The organism is Mesorhizobium sp. LjNodule214, assembly GCF_964252735.1.
In the GTDB taxonomy this organism is placed as follows: domain Bacteria; phylum Pseudomonadota; class Alphaproteobacteria; order Rhizobiales; family Rhizobiaceae; genus Mesorhizobium.
Map to the genome: position 1 here is coordinate 505107 of NZ_CAXUPE020000003.1, position 17851 is coordinate 522957.

General features: G+C 65.2%; 8 protein-coding genes. All 8 read left to right on the top strand.

All coding sequences use genetic code 11. The features are described from left to right. Positions 1 to 88 precede the first annotated feature (88 nt). The 8 genes from hutI (at position 89) to ACSQ3Z_RS27780 (ending at position 17842) form a co-directional block, all read left to right on the top strand. Complete coding sequence (gene hutI, locus ACSQ3Z_RS27745; RefSeq protein ID WP_436175165.1) at positions 89 to 1324, top strand: imidazolonepropionase; 1236 nt, start codon at positions 89 to 91, stop codon at positions 1322 to 1324. Continuing rightward, on the top strand, positions 1321 to 2862 hold the full coding sequence (gene hutH / locus ACSQ3Z_RS27750; RefSeq protein WP_436174468.1) for a histidine ammonia-lyase: 1542 nt from the start codon (positions 1321 to 1323) through the stop codon (positions 2860 to 2862). The genes hutI and hutH overlap by 4 nt, the downstream gene beginning before the upstream one ends. After that, positions 2862 to 3680, top strand: a complete 819-nt coding sequence (hutG, locus tag ACSQ3Z_RS27755) for an N-formylglutamate deformylase (RefSeq protein ID WP_436175166.1) — start codon at positions 2862 to 2864, stop codon at positions 3678 to 3680. Before hutH ends, hutG begins: the two co-directional genes overlap by 1 nt. 25 nt (positions 3681 to 3705) lie before the next feature. Next, positions 3706 to 5379 (top strand): urocanate hydratase, encoded by a 1674-nt coding sequence (gene hutU, locus ACSQ3Z_RS27760; RefSeq protein ID WP_436174469.1) that lies wholly within the window; start codon positions 3706 to 3708, stop codon positions 5377 to 5379. An 85-nt stretch (positions 5380 to 5464) separates the two neighbouring features. Further along, positions 5465 to 6052 carry a HutD/Ves family protein gene (locus ACSQ3Z_RS27765; RefSeq protein ID WP_436174470.1) on the top strand — a complete coding sequence of 196 codons (588 nt, stop codon included), beginning with the start codon at positions 5465 to 5467 and terminating at the stop codon, positions 6050 to 6052. A gap of 258 nt (positions 6053 to 6310) precedes the next feature. Beyond that, positions 6311 to 14869 carry a GH36-type glycosyl hydrolase domain-containing protein gene (locus ACSQ3Z_RS27770; protein WP_436174471.1) on the top strand — a complete coding sequence of 2853 codons (8559 nt, stop codon included), beginning with the start codon at positions 6311 to 6313 and terminating at the stop codon, positions 14867 to 14869. A 355-nt stretch (positions 14870 to 15224) separates the two neighbouring features. After that, a complete protein-coding gene (locus ACSQ3Z_RS27775; protein WP_436174472.1) occupies positions 15225 to 16994 on the top strand; it encodes a glucan ABC transporter ATP-binding protein/ permease in 1770 nt (589 codons plus the stop codon). A 95-nt stretch (positions 16995 to 17089) separates the two neighbouring features. Beyond that, complete coding sequence (locus tag ACSQ3Z_RS27780; protein ID WP_436174473.1) at positions 17090 to 17842, top strand: heme ABC transporter permease; 753 nt, start codon at positions 17090 to 17092, stop codon at positions 17840 to 17842. The last annotated feature ends 9 nt before the right edge of the window (positions 17843 to 17851 follow it).

The following is a 17851-nucleotide window of genomic DNA, read 5'->3' on the forward strand; positions in this document are numbered from 1 at the left end:
CCGAATCCCGCTTTCCATTCACGATAGCACTTGCAGTGCGTTTCAATATGTATATACATAATCGCCATCCATTGAAACGGAAAAGATGATGGCGGCACAAATGAAAAGCCGGGCAGGGGGCCTTCACCTTTGGCGCAATGCGCGCCTGGCGACCATGGCCGAAAACACAGCCGGGCTGAGCATCGTCGAAAAGGGCGCGATCGCCGCGCACGATGGTCTGATCGTCTATGCCGGCCCGGAAGCTGAGATGCCGTCGGGCCTCGCTCAAGGCGCCGAGACCATCGACTGCGACGGCCGCTGGATTACGCCCGGCCTGATCGACTGCCACACGCATCTTGTTTATGCCGGCAACCGCGCCAACGAATTCGAGATGCGGCTGGCCGGCGCCACCTATGAAGAGGTAGCAAAGGCCGGCGGCGGCATCGTCTCCTCGGTCAAATCCCTGCGTGCCGCGAGCGAAGACGAACTGGTCGCCCAGACGCTGCCGCGCCTCGATGCGCTGATGGCGGAAGGCGTCACAACGATAGAAATCAAGTCGGGCTATGGCCTCGACCTCGATAATGAGAAGAAGTCACTGCGCGCCGCGCGAAAGCTCAGCGCCGAGCGTCCAGTAACGGTCCGCACGACATGCCTCGCCGCCCACGCGCTGCCGCCAGAGGCAAAGGGCGACAAGGACGCTTTCATCGATCTGGTCGCCAAGGAGATCCTGCCTGCCGTTGCGGCCGAAGGCCTGGCTGATGCGGTCGACGGTTTTTGCGAAGGCATCGCCTTTTCGCCCGAGCAGATGGCACGTGTCTTCGACGCGGCGAAGGCGGCAGGCTTGCCCGTAAAACTCCACGCCGACCAGCTTTCCAACCTGCATGGCGCCGAGCTTGCCGCCCGCTATGGCGCGCTGTCGGCCGACCATCTCGAATACACCGACGAGGCGGGTGCGGCAGCGATGGCCAGGGCCGGCACCGTGGCGACGATCCTCCCCGGCGCCTATTATTTCATCCGCGAAACCAAGAAGCCGCCGATTGCGCTGTTCCGCCAGCACGGCGTCAAGATGGCGGTCGCTACCGACTGCAATCCCGGCACCTCGCCGCTGACCTCGCTGCTGCTGACCATGAACATGGCCGCGACTCTGTTCGGCCTGACGGTCGAGGAATGCCTTGCCGGCGTTACCCGCGAGGCCGCCCGCGCGCTGGGGCTGCAGGACAAGACCGGCACTTTGGAGGCCGGCAAATCCGCCGATCTTGCCATCTGGGACATCGAGCGCCCGGCCGAACTCGTCTACCGCATGGGCTTCAACCCGCTGCATGCCCGCATCTGGAGAGGACAATGACCGAACTCATTCTGCAGCCCGGCAATGCGACGCTGGCCGACTGGCGCGCTATCTATCGTGGCGCCGTGCCTAAGCTGGACGATGCCTGCCGGCCAAAGATCAAGGCAAGCGCCGAGGCCGTGGCCCGGATCGTTGCCAAGGGCGAGCCGGTCTATGGCATCAACACCGGCTTCGGCAAATTGGCGAGCGTCCGCATCCCCGCCGCCGACCTCGAAACGCTCCAGCGCAACATCGTGCTGTCGCATGCCGCCGGTGTCGGCGAGCCGATGCCGGTTGCTGTCACCAGGCTGATGATGGCGCTGAAGCTCGCCAGCCTGGCGCAGGGCGCTTCAGGCGTGCGGCCGCAGACCATCGAATTGCTGGAAGCCATGCTCGCCAACGACGTTATTCCGGTGGTGCCGGCGCAAGGTTCGGTCGGCGCCTCCGGCGATCTGGCGCCGCTGTCGCACATGACCGCGGTGATGATCGGCGTCGGCGAATGTTTTACCCCGCATGGCCGTTTCCCGGCCAAGGTCGCCTTCGTCTCGCACGGGCTGGAGCCGGTCACGCTCGGCGCCAAGGAAGGGCTGGCACTGCTCAACGGCACGCAGTTCTCGACCGCCTATGCGCTGGCCGCCCTGTTCGAGGCCGAAGTACTCTACCAGTCAGCGCTGGTCGCCGGTGCCCTGTCGACCGATGCCGCCAAGGGCTCCGACGCGCCCTTCGATCCGCGCATCCATCTCTTGAGAAAGCATCGCGGCCAGATCGAGACGGCGGACGCGCTGCGCAATCTGATGGCCGGCAGCGCCATCCGGGAATCGCACCGTGTCGGTGACGAGCGCGTGCAGGACCCATACTGCCTGCGCTGCCAGCCGCAAGTGATGGGTGCCGCGCTCAATGTCCTGCGCCAGGCCGCCGATACGCTCGGCACCGAGGCCAATGGCGTCACCGACAATCCCCTGATCTTCGCCGAGGACGATACCGCGCTTTCCGGCGGCAATTTTCACGCCGAGCCGGTGGCCTTCGCCGCCGACATGATCGCGCTCGCCGTCTGCGAGATTGGCTCGCTGTCGGAGCGCCGCATCGCCATGTTGGTCGACCCGGCGCTGTCGGGCATGCCGGCTTTTCTCACGCCGAAGCCCGGGCTGAATTCCGGCTTCATGATCCCGCAGGTGACTGCGGCGGCCCTCGTTTCCGAGAACAAGCAGAAGGCTTACCCGGCCAGCGTCGATTCCATCCCGACCTCGGCCAACCAGGAAGATCATGTTTCGATGGCAGCACACGGCGCGCGCCGGCTGATCGGCATGATCGAGAACGCGACGGCTGTCATCGGCATAGAATTGCTGGCCGCAGCCCAAGGCTGCGACTTCCACGCGCCGCTGGCGTCGAGCGCCGCCCTTGAGGCCGTGCGCAAGCTGGTTCGGGCGGAAGTGCCGCATCTCGACAACGACCGCCACTTCCACCCCGATATGGAAAAGGCCATCGCCATGGTGCGCAGCGGCGCTGCGGTGAAGGCGGCCAGCGCGGTGGCACTGCCGGCGATTTCGGGAGCGGCATGATGAACGAGCGGGATTGGCTCACCGTCCACGAGGGAAGCAAGCCGCTGATTGTCAGCTTGCCGCATACCGGCACCGATTTGGCTGGTTTGGAAGATCGGTTCGTTTCGCCGTGGCTCGCACGTCGCGACACCGACTGGTGGATCGAGCAACTCTACGACTTCGCGGCCGATCTTGGCGCCAGCGTCGTTCGGACATCGATCTCGCGCAGCGTCATTGACGTCAACCGCGATCCGTCCGGCGTTTCTTTGTATCCCGGACAAACCACTACCGGCCTTTGTCCGACGGAAACATTTGATGGCGACCCCCTCTACCGTTCCGGCCAGGAACCGGACACTGAGGAGATAGAGCATCGGAGCCGTCGCTTTTTCCATCCGTATCACGCCCAAATTGCGGGAGAGATTGCGCGGATAAAGGGCGCTCATGGCAGGGCCGTCGTCTACGACTGCCATTCGATCCGCTCGGTGTTGCCGCGCCTGTTCGAAGGCACGCTGCCGGTCTTCAATCTCGGCACCAACGATGGCAAGAGCGCCGATCCTGCGTTGCAGGCGATGGTTGGCCAGATCATGGCCGAGACCGGCGAAAGCTTCGTCGTCAATGGCCGCTTCAAAGGCGGCTGGATCACGCGCAATTTCGGCCAGCCGCAGAACGGCGTCCATGCGCTGCAGATGGAACTCTCCAACCGGGGCTATATGCGCGAGCCCGAGGGCAAAGGCACGCCGGACAATTGGCCGGTGCCTTACGACGCCGAATTTGCAGCACCGATCCGCGCCACGCTGAAAAAGATCCTCGAAACCGCGATTGACTGGGCCGGGCGCTGACGCGCCGCCTTACTCGAAAGGGATAATGATGACCGATCCTCGCCACAACATCCGTGAAGTCCGCAGCCCGCGCGGCGCCGAGCTCAACGCCCGCACCTGGCTGACGGAGGCGCCGCTGCGCATGCTGATGAACAATCTCGATCCCGACGTTGCCGAAAACCCCAACGAACTGGTCGTCTATGGCGGCATCGGCCGCGCCGCGCGCACCTGGAACGACTTTGATCGCATCGTCGCATCGCTGAAGACGCTCGGTGACGACGAGACGCTGCTGGTCCAGTCCGGCAAGCCGGTCGGCGTGTTCCGCACGCATCCGGATGCGCCGCGCGTGCTGATCGCCAATTCCAATTTGGTGCCGCACTGGGCGACCTGGGAGAAATTCAACGAGCTCGATAGGAAGGGCCTGATGATGTACGGCCAGATGACGGCCGGCTCCTGGATCTATATCGGCACGCAAGGCATCGTCCAGGGCACCTACGAGACGTTCGTCGAGGCCGGCCGCCAGCACTATGGCGGCAATCTCAAGGGCAAGTGGATCCTGACCGGCGGCCTTGGCGGCATGGGCGGCGCCCAGCCATTGGCCGCCGTCATGGCCGGCGCCTGCTGCCTGGCCGTCGAATGCGATCCCGACCGCATCGATTTTCGCTTGCGCACCCGTTATGTCGACGAGCGCGCCGATACGCTGGACGAGGCGCTGGAGAAGATCGAGCGCTGGACCAAGGCCGGCGAGGCGAAGTCGGTCGGCCTGGTCGGCAACACAGCCGACATCGTGCCCGAACTGGTACGGCGCGGCGTGCGCCCCGACATGGTCACCGACCAGACCTCGGCGCATGACCCGCTGAATGGCTACCTGCCCAAGGGCTGGACGCTGGCCGAATGGCGCGAGAAGCGCACGTCTGATCCCAAGGCAGTTGAGAAGGCGGCCCGCGCGTCCATGCGCGAGCATGTCGAAGCGATGGTGGCGTTCTGGAATGCAGGCGTGCCGACGCTCGACTATGGCAACAACATCCGTCAGGTGGCCAAGGATGAAGGCTTCGAGAACGCCTTTGCCTTCCCGGGCTTCGTGCCCGCCTACATCCGTCCGCTGTTTTGCCGCGGCATCGGTCCGTTCCGCTGGGCGGCGCTGTCTGGCGATCCGGAAGACATCTACAAGACCGACGCCAAGGTGCGCGAACTCACCCCCGGCAACACCCATCTGCACAACTGGCTGGACATGGCGCGCGAGCGCATCGCCTTTCAGGGTCTGCCGGCGCGCATCTGCTGGGTCGGCCTTGGCGACCGGCACAGGCTTGGCCTCGCCTTCAACGAGATGGTCGCCAAGGGCGAGCTCAAGGCGCCTGTCGTCATCGGCCGCGACCACCTCGATTCCGGCTCGGTCGCTTCGCCCAACCGCGAGACGGAAGCGATGAAGGACGGCTCCGATGCCGTCTCCGACTGGCCGCTGCTCAATGCACTGCTCAACACCGCGTCCGGCGCCACCTGGGTGTCGCTGCACCATGGCGGCGGCGTCGGCATGGGCTTCTCGCAGCATTCAGGCATGGTCATCGTGGCCGACGGAACTCCGCAGGCGGCCAAACGGCTGGAGCGGGTGCTGTGGAACGACCCGGCGACCGGCGTCATGCGCCACGCCGATGCCGGCTACGACATCGCTATTGAATGTGCGAAGCAGCACCAGCTCAACCTGCCGGGCATTTTGGGGTGAGAAACGTCCGGCCGCAGGCAGGCGAAAAGCCGCAGAATCGGCTTTTCGAGTTTCGAACGCCCGTAGCCATAGCGGAGGGCTAAGCATGCGCATCCTTCGTGCCGCCGACTACCGCGTCATGCCGTGGAAGAACGGCGGCGGCACGACGACCGAAATTGCCGTCTCGCCTGAAAGCGCCGGGCTCGACGATTTCGACTGGCGCGTCTCGATCGCGCGCGTCGAGGCCGGCGGGCCGTTCTCGAGCTTTGCCGGTGTCGATCGCACTTTGGCCGTGCTGGAAGGCGAGGGCATTGTCCTCGATATCGCCGGCCGGGTTCCGAAGGAACTGACCAGCGCCTCCACCCCGCTTTCCTTCCCGGCCGACGTGCCGACTGGAGCATCGCTGATCGCCGGGCCGATCACCGATCTCAACGTCATGACCCGCCGCACCCGCATGACCCACGCTGTCGAGCGGCTGCTGATTTCGGCCGCGAGCGACGTTCTGCCGGCGGCCGATGCGACGCTGGTCCTGTGCCTCGACGGCGAACTCGCGGTGCACGGCGCCTCCCCCGTGCGCCTGGGTCCGCTGGACGCGGTTCTGCTGGGGCAGGGCGCCGAAAAGCTTCGCCTTGAGCCCGCCGGGACGGTGGCTCTGTTCGTCGTCCGCATCGGTCGCGTTGCCGGCAACGGTTAACGCCTGTCTCCAAACATGATCGCGCTGCCGGCGAAATATCGCGTAAGCTGTTGCCCGTACCACGAAAAAGCCTGAATCCGATCAAATCCGAAAGGGTGCGAGGGGCGCTCATCCGGAAGTTGTCGAGAGACAGCGCCCTGTCGCGCGCGGAAACAACATTTCGGCCAATGTCGCAATGCAACCAATTGCATTTGAATCGGTTTTAGGGACATTGCCGTGGCGGGGACGCCGCATCGCGCCCGCTATACGGAATTTTCAATGAACATACAGACGAACCCCGCCAAGATCGAAAAGACGAGCGCCGCCTTTCCGGCCATTACGGAAGAGCCGATCCGCTCCAATTTCCTCCCAGAGGACCGCCTGCGTACGCTGGGCAGCGGCCTTGCCGAGGGCGAGGTCGGGGATCTGTTCGGGCTGACGCCGTTCGAATTCCAGGCCCGTATCCGCGATAGCGCGAAACGGATTCTCGAAGTCTACCGCTCGACCAACGCCGCACAGGCCAAGGGCGAAACCATCACGCCGGCGGCGCAATGGCTGCTCGACAACAACTACCTGGTCGAGGAGACGATCTTCCAGGTCAAGCGCGATCTGCCGCGCCGCTTCTATCGCCAGTTACCGACCCTGAAGCTGGCCGATGGCACCAGCGTGCCGCGCGCCTTGGCGCTGGCCTGGACCTATGTCGCGCATTCCGACAGTTCCGTCTCGGCGACCATGTTCAAGTCGATCGTTGAGGGCTTCCAGTCGATCGAGCCGCTGAAGATCGGCGAACTGTGGGCGCTGCCGTCGCTGCTGCGTTTCGTGCTGATCGAAAACCTTCGCCGCATCGCCGTGCGCGTCAACCGCACGAGGCAGATGCGCCAGATCGCCAACGAGGTCGCCGACCGCGTGCTGGCGACCGACGACAATGCCGACCGCCAGGCGATCCTGTCGCATTACGTCACCCATGCGCAGGACACCACCTTCGCCACCCAGTTGCTCTACCGTCTGCGCGACGGTTCGCAGAATGCCGGCCGGGCGCTGGAATGGCTGGAGGGCGAGCTCGAGAAGACCGGCTCCGACGCCGAGGAAATCATCATCTCGGAGCACCACACGCTGTCCAGCGGCAACGTCACCACCGGCAACATCATCCGCGGCCTGCGGCTGATCAACGACGTCGACTGGACGGTGTGGTTCGAAGGCGTCAGCCGCATCGACACGCTGCTGCGCGAGCGCACCGATTTCGCCGCGCTCGACTTCTTCTCGCGCGACCAGTACCGCACCGCGATCGAGCAACTGGCGCGCCGCTCCGAGCTTTCGGAATACCGCGTCGCCGAGAAGGCGATCGAGCTTGCCGGCCATGCTACCGGCGCTGACGCCGTCGAGGCTGCGACGCATACGGATGTCGGTTTCTTCCTCGTCGGCCCGCGCCGGCTGGAGCTGGAAAAGGCGATCGGCTACCGGCCGACCGTCAGCGTCACGGTCAAGCGGACCTTCGCCAGCACCGGCTGGCTGGGCGTCGTCGTGCCGGTGTTTGCGCTGACCGTCCTGCTTCTGGCGCTCGCCGGCAATGCGCTTGCCCATCTCGGCCTGTCCATGCCGTCGACCGTGCTGATGCTGGCGCTGTTCGCGGTGCCGGCCAGCGAAGGCGCGCTCGCCTTCTTCAACACCGTCGTGTCGCTGTTCCTGAAGCCGACGCGGCTCGTCGGTTACGACTACAAGCACGGCGGCGTCCCGGCCGAAGCGCGCACCCTGGTCGTGGTGCCCTCGCTGATCGGCTCGCGCGACGATGTCGAGGAAAACATCCGCAACATCGAGGTGCATCACCTCGCCAACACGGCCGACGAGATCCGTTTCGCGCTGCTTTCGGACTGGCCGGACTCCAAGACCGAGATCGACGCCGCCGACATCGAAATCCTGCAATATGCCCGCGACGAGATCGCCCGGCTCAACGCCCGCTATCCGTCGGAAGGCGCGCCGCGTTTCTATGTCCTGCACCGGCGCCGGCTCTACAACGCCGCGCAAGGCTGCTGGATGGGCTGGGAGCGCAAGCGCGGCAAGCTGCACGAGCTGAACCTCTTGCTGCGCGGCGACAGCGACACCACCTTCCTGCCGCTCGACGTGCCGTTGCCGGAAAACGTCGTCCATGTGATGACGCTGGACGCCGATACGCGCACCACCCGCGATGCCGTGGCCACCTTGGCCGGCAAGCTCAGCCATCCGCTCAACCGGCCGCATTTCGATGCGGCCAAGCGCCGTGTCACCGCCGGCTACACCATCCTGCAGCCGCGCATCACCGCCTCCTTGACCAGCGGCGACGACGCCTCGTTCTTCCAGCGGATTTTCTCCGCCAATCGTGGCCTCGACCCTTACGTCTTTGCCGTTTCGGACGTCTACCAGGACGTCTTCGGCGACGGCTCCTTCACCGGCAAGGGCCTCTACCATGTCGATGCCTTCGAGGCGGCGCTGAAGGGCCGTATCGAGGAGAACACCATCCTCAGTCACGATCTGCTCGAAGGCGCTCTGGCGCGCTCGGCTTTGGTTACCGACGTCGAGCTGGTTGAGGACTATCCGACCCGCTATTCGGTCGATGCTTCGCGCCATCACCGCTGGGCGCGTGGCGACTGGCAGCTGCTCCGCTTCATCTTCAGTCCGCGCTCCGGCGTACCGGCACTGTCGCGCTGGAAGATGGTCGACAATCTGCGCCGCTCGCTGACGCCGATCTTCTGGGTGATGGCGGCGATCGCCGGCTGGACGCTGCTGCCCTTCACGCAGGCCGCGCAATGGCAGGCGCTGCTGATCCTCAGCCTGTTCATGGCGCCGACCTTCGACATCGTCAACGGCATCCTGCCGAAGAGCGGCGACCAGACACCACGCGGCCATTTCTCGGCGCTGGCGCGCGACACCGTCTTCGGCACGGCCCTGGTGGCGCTCAAGGTTCTGTTGATGGCGCACAATGCCTGGATGATGGGCGATGCCATCGTCCGCACGATCTACCGCCTGTTCGTCAGCCGGCAGAACCTGCTCGAATGGCGCACCGCCTCGCAGGCGCACAAGAGCGGCGGCAGCGATCTCGGCGCCTATTACGGCATGATGTATGGCGCCGTGATCATCGGCGTCGTCGGCTTGGCCATTCCGGTGCTCGCCGATTCCACCGGCGCCTTCGTCGCCTTCTTCTTCGCGATTTTCTGGATCGGCTCGCCGGCGGTGGCGTGCTGGATCAGCCGCTCGGCCGAGACCGAGGACCGGCTGCGCATCTCGGCCGCCGATATCCATACGCTGCGCACAGTGGCGCGGCGCACCTGGCATTATTTCGAGACCTTCGTCACCGCCGAGCACCACAATCTGCCGCCCGACAATTTCCAGGAGAGTCCGGCACCGGTGGTGGCGCCGCGCACGTCGCCGACCAATATCGGCGTCTATCTCCTGTCGGTGGTTTCGGCGCGCGATTTCGGCTGGATCAGCCTGTCCGACGCCATCACCCGCATCGACGCGACGATGGCGACGATAGAGAGCATGCCGCGCGACCGCGGTCATCTCTACAACTGGTACGACACCACCACGCTGAAGCCGCTCTATCCGCTCTACATCTCGGCGGTCGACAGCGGCAATCTTGCCGGCCATCTGGTGGCGGTGGCGGCAGCCTGCGCCGAATGGGCGGAAGCGCCGTCCGTTCACCTGCAGGGCGATTTCGAAGGCATCCTCGACACGGTGACCATCCTCGACGAGAGCCTCGAGGAATTGCCCGACGACCGCCGCCAGCTCAGGCCGCTGCGCCAGCGGCTCGCCGACCGTCTCGACGGCATGCGGCGCGCGGTGATGACCATCAAGGCACAGCCCGAGATGGCGTCGATCCGCACCATCAACCTGGCCGTGCTCGCCGGCGAGATCCGCAAGCTTGCCGTTGCCATCCACACCGAGGCGGCGTCGCCGCGCAGCGACGTTATCGCCGATTGGGCGGCGAGGCTGGAGGCCACCTGCGAGGCGCACGTCCATGACTCGCACAATGACGAAAACGCCGTCGAAACCTTGCGCGGCAGGCTCCTGGCGCTGCGCGAGCGCACGCGCCGCTACGCCTTCGAAATGGATTTCTCCTTCCTGATGCGGCAGGAGCGCAAGCTTCTGTCGATCGGCTACCGGGTCGAGGAACACCAGCTCGACGAAAGCTGCTACGACCTTCTCGCCTCCGAGGCGCGGCTGACCAGCCTGTTCGCCATCGCCAAGGGCGACCTGCCGACCGAGCACTGGTTCCGGCTTGGCCGGCCGATCGTCGAGATCGGTTTCCAGGGCTCGCTGATGTCCTGGTCGGGCTCGATGTTCGAGTATCTGATGCCGCCGCTGGTGATGAAGGAGCCGCAGGGCAGTATCCTCAACCAGACCAGCAAGCTGATCATCAAGCGCCAGATCCAGTATGCCCGCTCGAAGAATGTGCCGTGGGGGATTTCGGAAGCCGCCTACAACGCCCGCGACCGCGAACTGACCTACCAGTACACGAATTTCGGCGTGCCCGGGCTCGGCCTGAAGCGCGGCCTCGGCCAGAACACGGTGATCGCGCCTTACGCGACGATCCTTGCGGCGCAGTTCACGCCGCGCGAATCCGTGCAGAACCTGGCCAGGCTGAAGGCCATCGGCGCGCTTGGCCGACACGGCTTTTACGACGCCGTCGATTTCACGCCGCAGCGTGTGCCCGAAGGCGCCGACCACGCCGTGGTGCTGAACTACATGGCCCACCATTCCGGCATGTCGATCGCAGCCGTTGCCGACGCCATCTTCGAAGGACGCCTGCGCGACCGCTTCCACAGCGACCCGGTTATCGAGTCGGCCGAACTCCTGCTGCAGGAGAGGGCGCCGCGCGACATCCCGACCGCCACCGTCAGGACCGAAGCCGACGAGCGCTCCAAGGACGAGACCGAGACCGAGAGCCCCGATACACGCATCATCCTCGATCCGGCGCGGGCGCTGCGCTCGACCAACGTCATGTCCAACGGCCGCTATTCGGTGATGGTCACCGCCACCGGCTCGGGCTACAGCCGCTTTGGCGAGCTTGCAGTAACCCGCTGGCAGCCGGACCCGACCGAGGATCGGCTCGGTTCTTACGTCTTCCTGCGCGACGCCGGCACTGGCGACTGGTGGTCGGCGACCTCAGAGCCGAGGCGGGCGGAGAACGAGCGCGTCCAGACGCTGTTTTCCGACGACAAGGCGAGCTTCATCAAATCCGTGGGATCGCTGCGTTCGGAGGTCGAATGCATCGTCATCTCGGAAGGCAACGGCGAAGGCCGTCGCGTCACGCTCTACAATGACGGCGCCGTCGACCGGTACATCGAGGTGACCTCCTTCGCCGAACTTGTGTTGGGCAACGAAGCCTCGGACAATGCCCATCCGGCCTTCTCGAAAATGTTCATCGAGACGGAGATTGCGTCGAACAAGGCTGCGATCTTCGCCACCAGGCGCAAGCGCGAGAAGTACGAGCCCGACCTCACCATGGCGCATTTCGTCACCGATCCTTCGGGGCCGGCGCGCGATGCCGAGGCCGAGACCGATCGGCGCGCCTTCATCGGCCGCGGCCGCAACATCGTCGATGCGGCTGCTTTCGATCCCGGCGCCAAGCTCGGCGGCCATTCCGGCTTCACGTTGGATCCGGTCGCGGCCCTTCGCCGGCAGGTGCGCGTTCCCGCCAACAAGAAGATTTCGCTGACCTTCTGGACCGTCGTCGGCGCCAACCGGGCCGAACTCGACGAAGCCATCGCCAGGCTCGACCATCCGGAAAGCTTCGCCCGCCAGGCGATGCTCGCCTGGACCCGCAGCCAGGTGCAGACCCGCCATCTCGGCCTCAGCCTGACCGACGCCGCCAATGTGCAGAAGCTGGCCCGCTACCTGGTCTATCCCGATCCGTTTCTGCGCCTGCCGGCCGAATCCATCGCGTCGGGGCTCGGCAAGCAGTCCAGCCTGTGGCCGACCAGCATCTCCGGCGACTTCCCGATTTTCCTGGTCCGCATCGGCGACGTCGCCGACCTGGAGATCGTCGCCCAGGCACTGCGCTTCCAGGAATATATGCGCGCCCGCGGCATGATGATCGACTTCGTCGTCGTCAACGAGCAGGCGTCCTCCTATGTGCAGGACCTGCAACGGGCGGTCGAGACGCTGTGCGAAAACGCCCGCCTGCGCGGCAAGGAACTCGGACCGCGCCAGCACATCTTCGCTGTGCGCCGCGACCTGATGGACGAGGCCACCTACAAGACCTTGCTCGCGGTTGCGCGTGTCGTGCTGCACACGCGCAACGGCACCATCTTCGACCAGATCGAGCGCGCCGAGGCGGCAGCGCTGCAGGCGCGTGATGCCCTGCAGCCGGCGCTGGGCGCGGTAGGCCCGCGCGAGCCATCGCTGCCGGCACCGGCCTTCATGGCGCGCCCCTCGGCGGAAAGCAGCGCCGATGGCAGCGGCTTGAACCTCTGGAACGGTTTTGGCGGCTTCGACGGCGACGGCCGCCACTACGTCACCCGTTTGACCGGCTACCGCACGACGCCGCAACCCTGGATCAACGTCATCTCCAACGCCTCGTTCGGTTTCCATGTCTCGGCCGAGGGGGCGGCCTTCACCTGGAGCCGCAACAGCCGCGACTACCAGCTGACGCCATGGTCGAACGATCCGGTTTCGAACCGGCCGAGCGAGGGCATCTACATTTACGACCACGCCAGCGGCAAGGCATTCTCGCCGATGGCCGCTGTGCTGCGCGATCCTGCCATGAGTTACGAAACATGGCACGGGCAGGGTTTTTCCACCTTCCGCTCGAAGCGCGGGCCGCTGTCGATGGACCTGACGCATGTGGTGGATCCGGACGATCCGGTGAAGATCACCCGGCTGCGCATCCAGAATTCCGGCTCGGTGTCGGCGCGGCTGCGCATCTATGCCTATGCCGAATGGGTGCTTGGCGGCCATCGCTCGCGCACGGCGGCGACCATCGTCCCGTCGCGGGACGTGGCCACAGGCGCACTGCTGGCGAAAAATCCCTACGGGCTCGACTTCAGCGAGCGGGTGGCCTTCCTGGCCGCCGGCGGCCAGGTGCATTCGGTGACGGCGGACCGTGGCGAGTTCATCGGCCGGCACGGCAGCAGCGAGTACCCGCAGGCGGTGCTAGCCGGGGCCAACCTGTCCGACCGTGTCGAGGCCGGTGACGATCCCTGCGCTGCGATCGCCAGTGACGTCGACATCCCAGCCGGCGGCGACGTGACGTTGTTCTGGCTGCTCGGCGACGCGGACTCGGCCGAAGAGGCGAGCGCGCTGGTGCAGACCCATCGCGGCAAGGATTTCGACCAACGGCTGGCCGACAATGAGCGCGCCTGGCGCGGCTTCCTCGACACCATCCAGGTCGAGACGCCCGACAAGGCGCTCGACGCCATGGTCAACCACTGGCTGCCCTACCAGAGCCTCGCCTGCCGCATCCGCGCCCGCTCGGCCTTCTACCAGGCGAGCGGTGCCTTCGGCTTCCGCGACCAGCTGCAGGACACGCTGGCGCTCTTGGCGCATGATCCGAAGCTGGCGCGCGACCAGATCCTCAACGCGGCGCGCCGGCAGTTCCCCGAGGGCGACGTGCAGCACTGGTGGCTGCCGCGCACCGACGCCGGTGTGCGCACCATGATCTCGGACGACGTGGTCTGGCTCGCCCACGCCACCAGCCGCTACATCGACGTCACCGGCGATGCCGGCATCCTGAAGGAGCAACTGCCTTTCATCGACGGACAGGAGCTCGGCGAAGGCGAGCACGATGCCTTCTTCACGCCGGAAATCTCCAAGACCCACGCTTCGCTCTACGACCATTGCGCGCTGGCGCTCGATCTTGCCATCAAGCGCAGCAGCCCCGCCGGCCTGCCGCTGATCCTCGGCGGCGACTGGAACGACGGCATGAACCGCGTCGGCGAAGGCGGCAAGGGCGAGAGCGTCTGGCTGGGCTGGTTCCTGCTGAAGACGCTGGGCGACTTCGCCCCCGTTGCCAGGACGCAGGGCGACACCAAGCGCGCACAAGCCTGGAAAAAGCACGCCGATGCGCTGAAGCGGGCGTTGGAAAGCACCGCCTGGGACGGCCAATGGTATCGCCGCGGCAGCTTCGACGACGGCAGCCCGCTCGGCTCGCACAACTCCGCAGAGTGCAAGATCGACTCCATCGCCCAGTCCTGGAGCGTGCTGTCGGGCGAGGGCGATCCGGCGCGTTCGACCACCGCCATGCAGCAGGCGACGAAGATGCTCGTCGACGACGAGCTCAAGATCGTCAAGCTGTTCACGCCGCCCTTCTCCAGGACCGACAAGGACCCGGGCTACATCAAGAGCTACCCGCCGGGCGTGCGCGAGAACGGCGGCCAGTACACCCATGCCGCGACATGGTTCGTCATCGCGCTGGCCGAGATGGGCCGCACCGACGATGCCTACCGCTGCTTCTCGATGCTGAACCCGGTCAACCATGCTGCTGACGAGGCTGCCGCCGAGCACTATCGGGTCGAGCCCTATGTCGTGGCGGCCGACATCTATGCCGGGGAAGGCAAGGGCGGCCGCGGCGGCTGGACCTGGTACACCGGCTCGGCCGGCTGGCTTTACCGGGCCGCGGTCGAAGGCATTCTGGGCATCGAGCGGCGCGGCAAGCAGATCACGTTCCGGCCGAAACTCCCCGGCCACTGGGACGGCTATGCGGCGACGCTCAAGATGCTGGAGGCCGAGGTCAAGGTTCGCGTCATCCGCGACAAAAAGGCCAAATCCATCTCGCTCGAGGTCAATGGAACCAAGACAAAATCCTCGTCCTTTGAGCCGAAGGCCGGCGACAAGACCGAGGTGGTTGTCAGGATACCTGCGTGAAATCAAAGGCTTGAAGCACTATCTGCACGCCCCTCGGGGCGTGCAGTACTCTCTCGTCTTTATTTGCGGATGATCTTGGCGAATGGGCGGTTCGGCCTATTGGCCCCAGCTACGCAAGCTTCCGGTGATTAAAAATGTGGCAGCGCTTCGGCGCTGCCATGATTTTGCCGCAAGGCTGACATTTCACCTTTTATCTCAAACCGTTAGGTGATCACGACAGATTTCGCAGCGTCGTCATCTTTTGTTCGCGAATTGGGAACGGAAGAGCTAGACGGGCATTGTTTTGCGACACGTTAACCGGTACGTGTCAAGAAATGGTGCGGTGCACAATAATATTTTTGGCGGAGTAGCTGAAGTGTCCCTTCTGCAGATCTACTGGAGAGCGCTGGGTTATCTCGCGGCCGACAGAAAGCGCGTTGCGCTGATCTGCGGCGCGAATGTCGCGCTTGCCATTATCGCCATCCTCGAGCCGATCATGTTCGGACGAGTGATCGATGCCATCTCCGAGCATGGCTCGGTGTTCTCGACGCTGGGCTTGTGGGCCGGCCTCGGTGCGTTCAACATCGTCGCCTTCGTGCTGGTGGCGCGCGGCGCCGACCGTTTCGCCCATAAGCGGCGCAGCGAAGTCCTGTGCCAGTCGTTCGAGCGCGTGATCACCATGCCGCTCGCCTGGCATCACCAGCGCGGCACCTCCAACTCGCTGCACACGCTGCTGCGTGCGGTGGAGACCCTGTTCAGCCTCTGGCTCGAATTCATGCGCCAGCACCTGTCGACCGCCGTCGCCCTGGCGCTGCTGATCCCGACCGCGCTCAGCATGGATGTTCGCATGTCGATGGTGCTGCTTGCCCTCGGCGCGCTCTATGTCGGCATCGGCCGACTGGTCATGCGCCGCACCAAGGCAGGCCAGGCAGCGGTCGAGCGGCACTACCACACCGTGTTCGCGCATGTGACCGACTCGGTCAGCAACGTCGCCGTGCTGCAGAGCTATAACCGCATCGGCCATGAGACCGAGGCGCTGAAGCGTTACGTCAAGAACCTGCTCGATGCGCAGAACCCGGTGCTCGACTGGTGGGCCATCGCCAACGCGCTGCACCGCCTGTCGTCGACCATCTCGATGATGATCGTGCTCTTGATCGGCGCCTATCTGGTCACCCATGGCCAGCTGCGCATCGGTGACGTCATCGCCTTTACCGGCTTTGCCACGCTGCTGATCGCCCGTCTCGACCAGATGTCGGCCTTCGCCAACCAGATCTCCGAGGCCCGCGCCAAGCTCGAGGACTTCTACCGCCTCGAGGACTCGGCCGCCGAAACCGCCGAGCCCGACGGTCTGCGCGATCTCGTGAACGTCACAGGTCACGTCCGTTTCGAGCATGTCGGCTTTGAGTTCGCCAATTCCGGCCAGGGTGTCGACGACGTGTCGTTCGAAGTCCAGGCCGGCCAGACGGTCGCCATCGTCGGCCCGACGGGCGCCGGCAAGACGACGCTCATCAACCTGCTGCAGCGCGTCTTCACGCCGTCCAGCGGCCGCATCCTGATCGACGGCATCGATACCCGCTCGGTGACCCGCAAGTCGCTGCGCCATTCGATCGCCACCGTGTTCCAGGACGCCGGCCTGCTCAACCGCTCGATCGAGGACAACATCCGCGTCGGCCGCGCCGAGGCGACCTATGACGAGGTGCACGCCGCCGCCAATGCCGCTGCCGCGCAGGATTTCATCCTGTCGAAGAGCGGCGGCTACGACACCGTCGTCGGCGAGCGCGGCGGACAGCTTTCGGGCGGCGAGCGCCAGCGCATCGCCATTGCCCGCGCCGTGCTCAAGGATGCGCCGATCCTGGTCCTCGACGAGGCAACCAGCGCGCTCGACGTCGAGACCGAGGACCGCGTCAAGGAAGCGATCGACGAACTGCGCCGCGACCGCACCACCTTCATCATCGCCCACCGCCTGACCACTGTCCGCGACGCCGACCTGGTCGTGTTCATGGACAAGGGCAAGGTGGTCGAGTTCGGTGGTTTCGCCGAACTGTCGCTGCGCAACGGCCGTTTCGCCAGCCTGCTGCGCGCCGGTGGCCTGCTCAACGACGAAGAGGTCCGCCGCCTCAGCCGCACAGTGAACGAAGCCGCGTAAGCTCCTCTTCCTTCTCCCCTCGGGGGAGAAGGTGAGACCTTGGTGCGACAACCACTCGATTGCCCCAAACACGCCGCCGGTCTATGTAAGGCCGCATGAGCGACACCACCTCACGCCTTGCCGGCTGGATGGATCTGGCCAACCCGACGCGGTTCGTCGGGCTGGCCGACAGGCTCGTGCCGTGGCTGGCCTCGGTCGCCGCTATCCTGCTTGCTGTCGGCCTCTATATGAGCTTCGCAGCGCCTGAGGATTTCCAGCAGGGCACCACCGTGCGCATCATGTACATCCACGTGCCTTTCGCATGGCTCGCCATGATGTGCTACACGCTGATGGCGGTTTCGGCGCTCGGCACGCTGGTCTGGCGCCATCCGCTGGCCGATGTGGCGCTGAAATCGGCGGCACCGATCGGCGCCGTCTTCACGGCACTTGCGCTGATCACCGGCTCGATCTGGGGCAAGCCGATGTGGGGCACCTGGTGGGTGTGGGACGCCAGGCTGACTTCGGTCTTCGTGCTGTTCCTGATGTATCTCGGCATCATCGCGCTGACCCGCGCGCTCGATGACGCAAGCCGCGCCGCCTGGGCGGCAGCCGTCATCACGCTGGTCGGCTTCATCAACATCCCGATTATCAAATTCTCGGTCGACTGGTGGAACACGCTGCACCAGCCGGCATCAGTGTTCCGCATGGGCGGCTCGGCCATCGATCCCTCGATGTTGCGGCCGCTGCTGGTGATGGCGCTCGGCTTCACCGTGCTGTTCTTCGCCCTCCATCTGATGGCGATGCGCACGGAGATCCGCCGCCGCCGCGTCATCTCGATGCGCCGTGTCGCGGCACGGCAGGCTAACTGACCTCGGCCG

Excerpts from the sequence above, each read along its gene's own strand:
- hutG (WP_436175166.1), top strand. The coding sequence starts at position 2,862 with ATGAACGAGCGGGATTGGCTCACCGTCCACGAGGGAAGCAAGCCGCTG.
- ACSQ3Z_RS27770 (WP_436174471.1), top strand. The coding sequence starts at position 6,311 with ATGAACATACAGACGAACCCCGCCAAGATCGAAAAGACGAGCGCCGCC.
- ACSQ3Z_RS27780 (WP_436174473.1), top strand. The coding sequence starts at position 17,090 with ATGAGCGACACCACCTCACGCCTTGCCGGCTGGATGGATCTGGCCAAC.
- hutH (WP_436174468.1), top strand. The coding sequence starts at position 1,321 with ATGACCGAACTCATTCTGCAGCCCGGCAATGCGACGCTGGCCGACTGG.
- ACSQ3Z_RS27765 (WP_436174470.1), top strand. The coding sequence starts at position 5,465 with ATGCGCATCCTTCGTGCCGCCGACTACCGCGTCATGCCGTGGAAGAAC.
- hutI (WP_436175165.1), top strand. The coding sequence starts at position 89 with ATGGCGGCACAAATGAAAAGCCGGGCAGGGGGCCTTCACCTTTGGCGC.
- hutU (WP_436174469.1), top strand. The coding sequence starts at position 3,706 with ATGATGACCGATCCTCGCCACAACATCCGTGAAGTCCGCAGCCCGCGC.